The sequence below is a fragment of the Balneolales bacterium ANBcel1 genome, assembly GCA_029688905.1.
GTDB lineage: Bacteria > Bacteroidota > Rhodothermia > Balneolales > Natronogracilivirgulaceae > SLLW01.
On the sequence record JARULB010000004.1, the window covers coordinates 387,450 to 394,383 of the forward strand.

At 50.0% G+C, this 6,934-nt stretch carries 7 protein-coding genes; 4 read left to right on the forward strand and 3 right to left on the reverse strand.

The genetic code is table 11. The features are described from left to right. Nucleotides 1–125: 125 nt before the first annotated feature. From QA596_07790 to QA596_07800, 3 genes are all read left to right on the forward strand, one after another. Nucleotides 126–1,397, forward strand: coding sequence for a peptidoglycan DD-metalloendopeptidase family protein (locus QA596_07790; protein MDG5767361.1), 1,272 nt, complete (start codon nt 126–128; stop codon nt 1,395–1,397). A gap of 23 nt (nt 1,398–1,420) precedes the next feature. After that, nucleotides 1,421–2,116: an SDR family NAD(P)-dependent oxidoreductase gene (locus tag QA596_07795; protein ID MDG5767362.1), complete on the forward strand. Its 696-nt coding sequence runs from the start codon at nt 1,421–1,423 to the stop codon at nt 2,114–2,116. A gap of 65 nt (nt 2,117–2,181) precedes the next feature. Continuing rightward, entirely contained in the window at nt 2,182–2,889 is a 708-nt protein-coding gene (locus tag QA596_07800) for a hypothetical protein (protein ID MDG5767363.1), read from the forward strand. Between the two features lie 95 nt (nt 2,890–2,984). Here the strand turns inward: QA596_07800 and QA596_07805 are convergent, their stop codons facing one another. Further along, on the reverse strand, nt 2,985–3,866 hold the full coding sequence (locus tag QA596_07805) for an SGNH/GDSL hydrolase family protein (protein MDG5767364.1): 882 nt from the start codon (nt 3,864–3,866) through the stop codon (nt 2,985–2,987). 95 nt (nt 3,867–3,961) lie between these two features. Next, entirely contained in the window at nt 3,962–4,654 is a 693-nt protein-coding gene (locus QA596_07810; protein ID MDG5767365.1) for a Sir2 family NAD-dependent protein deacetylase, read from the reverse strand. A gap of 96 nt (nt 4,655–4,750) precedes the next feature. On the opposite strand from QA596_07810, the gene QA596_07815 reads away from it, so the two are divergent. Then, nucleotides 4,751–5,197, forward strand: coding sequence for an OsmC family protein (locus QA596_07815; GenBank protein MDG5767366.1), 447 nt, complete (start codon nt 4,751–4,753; stop codon nt 5,195–5,197). 12 nt (nt 5,198–5,209) lie between these two features. Here the strand turns inward: QA596_07815 and QA596_07820 are convergent, their stop codons facing one another. After that, entirely contained in the window at nt 5,210–6,571 is a 1,362-nt protein-coding gene (locus QA596_07820; protein MDG5767367.1) for an acyl-CoA dehydrogenase, read from the reverse strand. Nucleotides 6,572–6,934 lie beyond the last annotated feature (363 nt).

Sequence of the window (6,934 nt, forward strand, 5' to 3'; positions counted from 1 at the left end):
CACCGGCATTCGCCGGAAGTCTCCCACAGATTACCATTCTCATGTACCGGTTTCCCTTTTTCCTTGCTCTCCTCATCATATCCCTTCAGGGGTGCCATTTTCCCTCAGGCGATGCCCATGAGGACGTGACTGAAACCGCAAAGATTCACGAGCAGGAACAACAGGAAAATGAAGTTGAACCCCGTCTGGATTCGTTTGGAATTGATGAAGATTTTGATGTTACGGTACACTCCATCCGCAGAAATCAGTCCCTTTCAACCATCCTCAGAAATCACGGATATAGTCACCGGCAGATTCACGAGTTGAGCATCGCATCTCGGGGTGTGTTCGATGTGCGAAGGATCAGGGCAGGGCGCCCCTTGCATCTCTACTCGCATACGGATGAGACCGAAGGACCCGCCGGCAATCCTGCTTACATTATTTACGAAGAAAACCAGCTCGATTACGTACGTTTTGAAATATCGGACAGCATCACCGTTGTGCGCGGATCCAAGCCCAAAGAGGTTCAAACTCGTCTGGTAAGTGGTGAAATCCGGGGATCCCTGTACCAAACGCTGCGGCAGCTCGACGTGAATCCCGATCTGACCTACCGGCTGGCGGATGTATTCGCATGGCAAATTGATTTTTACCGAATTCAGCCCGGAGATCGCTTCAAAGTACTCTACGAGGAGCATCTGGTTGACGGCAGGGTCATTGAAACCGGGAAAATAAAGGCCGCAATTTTTACGCACTGGAATCAGGACTACTACGCGTTCCACTATCGTCAAAACGATATGGATGAGTATTTTGATGAAGCGGGCAATTCACTTCGGAGGCAGTTTATGGCGGCGCCTCTGGACTATACCCGCATCAGTTCACGATTTACCAACAGCCGGTACCACCCTGTCCTGAACAGAAATATGCCGCACCACGGAACCGACTATGCTGCTCCGGTTGGTACTCCAATCCGTGCTGTGGGTGATGGTGTGGTTACGACTGCAGGTTACGGACGCAATAACGGAAATTTTGTGCGCATCCGGCATAACAGTATTTACGAAACCGGCTATCTGCACATGTCCCGTTTCGCTGATGGAATCAGAGCCGGTGTTACGGTCAACCAGGGTCAGGTGATCGGTTACGTAGGTGCCACGGGCCTGGCTACGGGTCCGCATCTCTGCTTCCGGTTTTGGGAACACGGTCAGCCTGTCGATCCCCGGCGCATAGACCTGCCACCAGCCGATCCCATTCATACCATGCACCGTATGGCTTTCACCGACCGGAAAATCGGGCTGCTTGAAGAACTTGGTTTGAATCCGGACTCACTCATCACCAGGCCTGCCACTCTGGCCGGCAACATCGGGTACAGCGGAGTGTTGTCGCAACCCGAGAAGGCATCCCGGCAGACAACAGAGTTGTAAACCCGCACAAAACGAATCGAAATATGTCAAAAAAAACGATTTTGGTGACTGGCGCCAGCAAGGGAATTGGAAACGCGACGGTCCGTTATCTGGCCGGGCTCAAATATCACATCCTTGCCACCGCCCGATCGGAAGAGCCGTTGGCGGCACTCAAAAAAAGCAATTCGCGCCGTATCGATGTTGTCCCGACAGATCTTACTGACAGTGGATCCATTCAGAAGCTGACAGATTTTGTCAGGGGGCAAAACATGGAATTAACAGCAATGGTGCACAATGCCGGCGGGCTGATTAAAAAGCCATTTCTGGAATTGACCGACAGCGACTGGAATACCATGTGGAACCTGAATGTCATGTCGGCAGTGCGGTTACTTCGCGCATTGCTGCCCTTTTTCGGTAAAAACGCTCACATTGTCACCATCGGAAGTATGGGTGGATTTCAGGGAAGTTCCAAATTTCCCGGCCTGGCCGCCTACAGCACTGCGAAAGGAGCGCTGAGCATATGGACAGAAAGTATGGCGACAGAATTAAAGGAGCATAACATCTCGGTAAATTGTCTCTGTCTTGGTGGTGTCCAGACCGGCATGTTCGAAACGGCATTTCCGGGCGTAAAAGCTCCTGTCAAACCGGATGACATAGGCGAGTATATTGGCGACTTTGCCTTGAAAGGACACCGGTTCTTAAATGGCAGAGTCATACCGGCGGCACTGGGTGATCCATGATTTCTCAAATTCGCACATTTCTGTTATCTTCCTCCAAACCCTCCCGAACGATTATTCTGATTGCCATGCAAACAGTTAAAAAGAGTGCTCTTCTGATGGCGGTGTTTTTTTTATTCCACGTCGCCACGCACCCTGTTGCTGAAGCACAAAACCTGCGGATCGTCTCCATCAACACCCTGACCGGATCCCTTACCGGTACCGCTCTCGGCGGAGCCACCATGGCTCTCCAAAATAAAAGCGACATCGACTATTATCCGTTACGATTCGGCCTGGGTATGGGCACCATTTTCGGACTGGGTGTGGGGCTTTACGACCTTTCTCAATCCACCGGTTCGCAGTACTACGTGGACGGGCTTCTGGCTGCCGGCAACACCTCCGGAACCATCATTCTGATGGATACTTTTTACGGAGCCGCTACCGGAGTGATCGTTGGTACCGCCATTACTCTTATGACCAACTCCGAAATCATTAAAGGCGTACAGTACGGCGCAGGTACAGGAGCGTGGTTTGGCTTTGCCTTCGGACTGGTAGATGCCTTTGTCCTCAGCACACCCGGCAGTTTTGACAGTTTCTACGACTCATATACCCAGTTCCGGCCCGGTCAAAGCGCCGGAAGTACCGGCCTCATAACTTTGGAGTCGGATAACAGCACCTACCGTGCCGGCTTTTTGCAGCCAACGCTGCTGCACACGCTTTCCCTCGACAGTTATGGAGGGGTCTCATACCGGACCGGCTTCGGAATCGAACTGACACGCATCCGGGTTTCGCTGTAATTGTTTGCGGATACAGATGCGGCCTCGGGAGGTTGGTTGGAAAAACGCAGGATGATCGATCGGCTTAAGCTGATCCCAAGCCAAGGCCGGGTGGCTCACGAATCCATATCGCTGTCCCCGTCTGCGGAATTGTTTCGTTCACTTTCCGAAAGCGTGCAGGTTTTTATGATGCTCTTTACGGTTGCAATATGGCCGGTCAGAGAGGGATGAAAACCATCGCTCAGATAGTTCCAGGCCTGAGGCGGTGAACCCATCCGCTTTCCTGCGGGGTCGACGATGTAACCTGTTTTTCCTGCGATAACTTCCCGGAACTCCCGCAAGTCCTCTTCTTTCAGAATACCGTCATGCAGAGGCATTGTTTGCATCATCTCGGAGATAACCGGTGGCGGGGTAATCCAAACCGGGGGATTGGGACAGTTTTGAAGGACCGCAGATTCAATCGCATTCAAATTTTCCCAGAACTCGGCAATGCTCACGAGGGTGCGCCCGGTGGTGAGGTGAAGCCTTTGGGCATCCTGACTGCCAAGCGCAATGATAACCCAGTCTGGTTCATGGCCGAGCACATCCCGTTCCATGCGGCGCAGTGCATCCGCGGAAATTGCATCCGCCAGGCTGGCGTCTATATATCGGAATGACGCTTTGGGAGTTGACAAATCCAGCACTTCTGATAGTATCCGGAACCATCCCTGCCGATCGTCTGTAATGCTGTCACCGATTACCGCGATGGTTTCTCCCGATTTGAACGGAAGTTTTGGAATCAGGTCCAGCATCTCCTCATCTTTCAAAATCTCTCCGGCAGCCTCTCTGATCATTTTGTCGAAATTTTCCCGAATCCGTTTGAACTGTCCGAATTCAAGGCCAATGAAATCCGACACGGCTTCAGGATCCTGGACTCCCTGAAAGAGGGGAAATCTTTTTTCGATGTTTGAAAATTGTACCAGGTACTCCAGTAATGCTTCTCTTTCTTCCTGTTTCATTATTTACCTTTTCGTTAAAGTCTCATTCCAAATCCAGTAGCTCACGAACGCATTGCACAGGGCTGCGCAAGGGGACGTGGCCTGTATTTTATTTCTCATTCCAAATCCAGTAGCTTACTGACCAACTCTGGTGTACCGGATACCGCGCTTTTGGCTATGTATGTTACTCCGTCGGCAAAGCGGAATTCGGGTTTTTTACGGTCAATAACGTATACCGGCCGACCTTCTGGCACCAGGTCTACAAGTCCGGCGGCCGGATACACCGCCAGAGAAGTACCAATTACCAGGAAGAAATCACAGTCAACCACTTCGGCTGCGGCGACATCCATCATGGGCACCATCTCTCCGAACCAAACAATATTGGGGCGAAGCTGGCGCCCCTGTTCATCGGTATCACCAAGGTGTATTTCGGAATAGCCTATGTCCCTGACAGGATGATCGGCACCCACCGGCCGTGCCCTGGTAAGTTCCCCGTGAAGATGGATAATGTTACTCGAACCCGCCCTTTCGTGCAGATCGTCTACATTCTGTGTGATAATGACCACTTCGTAATTCTTTTCCAGCTCCCTGAGTGCCCGATGACCAGCGTTTGGTTCCGCCATTTTGAGCTGTTTTCTGCGTTCGTTGTAAAACTGCAGCACTTTCTCAGGATTCCGGTACCAGCCTTCCACCGAAGCAACCTCCATCACATCCACTCCCTCCCACAATCCACCGGAATCACGAAAAGTTGCGATTCCGCTTTCGGCACTCATCCCCGCTCCTGTCAGCACAACTACCTTTTTTTTCATTGGGAAAATAGATATATTTAAATGTATATATGATAATATTTGAAGCGGTTTCCGCCTGCAAAGGCATTCCGTTAAATTATAAAAACATTTGAATCAATGATAAAATCTCAATTAAAGTCAGAGCCAAAGTATTTAGCCAGCATCACAATAGATGATCACATACAAATACTGGACGAGCCGGTCTCACTGGGCGGAACTAATCAGGGACCCACACCCGTCCAGGCCGTTTATTCTGCACTTGCTGGTTGCATTTCGATGACATTGCGAATGTATGCTGAAAAAAAGAATATCCCTTTGGGTGACATTGATGTTCAGATTGAAGCGTCCAAGCAGTCGGTTAAAGAAGGTGATCTGCGATTTGAACAGCATCCGCAAATGATTGACAAGGGGAAAGTTCGTTTTATCCACGCGATAGTCCGGGTACACGGACCGCTGAATGATGAGCAAATCGAAAAGCTGGATGCTATCGCCGGGAAATGTCCCGTTCACAAGATGCTCAAGCAAAGCTCCTGGATAACGCATGAAACACTTCATGCCGGCTGACCGATAACCGGATTAACGTGTTAGAATGCCGAACCAATCGGTGGCATCATCCTTCAGATCGACCGGGTTAATATCTGCCGATTCATGCACATAGTTCAGTATCTTGTTAATATCGGAAGTCAGGGTACCTATGGTGTTCTGAATCAGTTGTGATTGAAACCCTTTTTCACCCAGTTCAATGACCAAATTCAATACAACTGTGAGGCCCAGCATTTTGCCGAGTGCAACCTGTTTACGCTGACTCAGAGCCGGTGACAGTGCAAAATCCGTAACCGAACGAAGATATCCGGAAGCTTTGGCCGTAAGCTCATACTCCTCAAGAAAGGCATATAGGGACGCTGCCTTTTCTTTTTTCATCCGTTTTACGATAGATTCGGTTATCTGTTGATAGAGAATATCATTGGACCCTTCAAAAATCTGGAAAGGTCGGCTGTCAACAACAGCTCTTCCCGCCATATGGTCCAACCTGTATCCGACGGCACCGGACAACTGCAGAAAAGACTGGGAGGCCTCCTGCATCATGTCGGTAACAACAGATTTTATCGCATTGGCTGCCACATCCATAGCAGACAGATCCCTGTCAATGGGAGCCTGAACGCTAGTAAAAGCGCACATGGCCGAACACGACGTTACCCAGGCCTGCATGCGCTGAATCCGCTCCCGCACCTGATCATATTGAAAAAGTGCTCGTCCTCCCACATGCCTGCTTGTTACGTGTACCATTGCATCATCCAAAATCCTTTTCAAAAAACCCGAAGCCATCCCGGGAAACTGCAACCGACTGCGGTGCAGCATGTCGAGCAGAAGCTTGATCCCGGTTGAGGGTTTGATCAGACGGTGAGATTCCGGGATGTATGCATCAATTCGGTTGCGGCCATAGGGAAGCATGTAGAGACCGAGATTGTTGAAATACTCTTCCACTTCAACACCGCTGTTTCTGGAGTCATGAATAAAGAAATCGATATCTCTTGCCAGCGATCCGTCTTTTTTCTGTTCGCGTGCCGTAAGGATCCAGTAATCTGCCCAGCCGGTAAGGCCCGCCCAGTGTTTAAGCCCCTTGACATGATATCCGGATTCTGTGCCGGTGAATCGACTTTGCATATGCAGGGCATCGGAGCCATAGTCAGGTTCGGTAATCATCAGTCCGCCCATGGCCTGTTCAGCTGCAAATCTCTTGAAAATATTGCGAGCTTCCGATTTATCGGCATATCGAGTCACCGGTTGAATAAACAACGCACCATTGATTCCCATCATCAGGGACAGTGGCAGAGATTCATAGGATGATGCTTCGAGCATGGCCAGACACTCACCGGTATTTGCGCCCATACCTCCATGCTCTTCAGAGAGAAATACCTGAAGTGGAAACTGGCGCATAACTTCACTGACAATTTTCGGGGAAACCGTCCGGTTAAGGCTAACTGCCTGGTGGTTATGAGGATCCCTGAATATATTCTTAAGGGACAATCTGTACCTGTTGAGGAAGTCGTTGAAGTTATGGTTGCCTACAGAACGGGGACTCTCAGTTATTTCCAATTTTGGCAGTTTCTTTGGTTCTTCTTTCAGCGATACGCTTTTGATAGTATTACAAGCATTACAGATGCGCAATTATGGCACAAGTCTTAGGTGTAAACAGCAGATTCAACCGATTGGTTCACCAAACATTTGTTAGTACGCAACGAGTGATAAATAAGGAAGTTGGATTGCGGGGGGTGAGGGGCCAGGTCGTGGGTGTGAGTG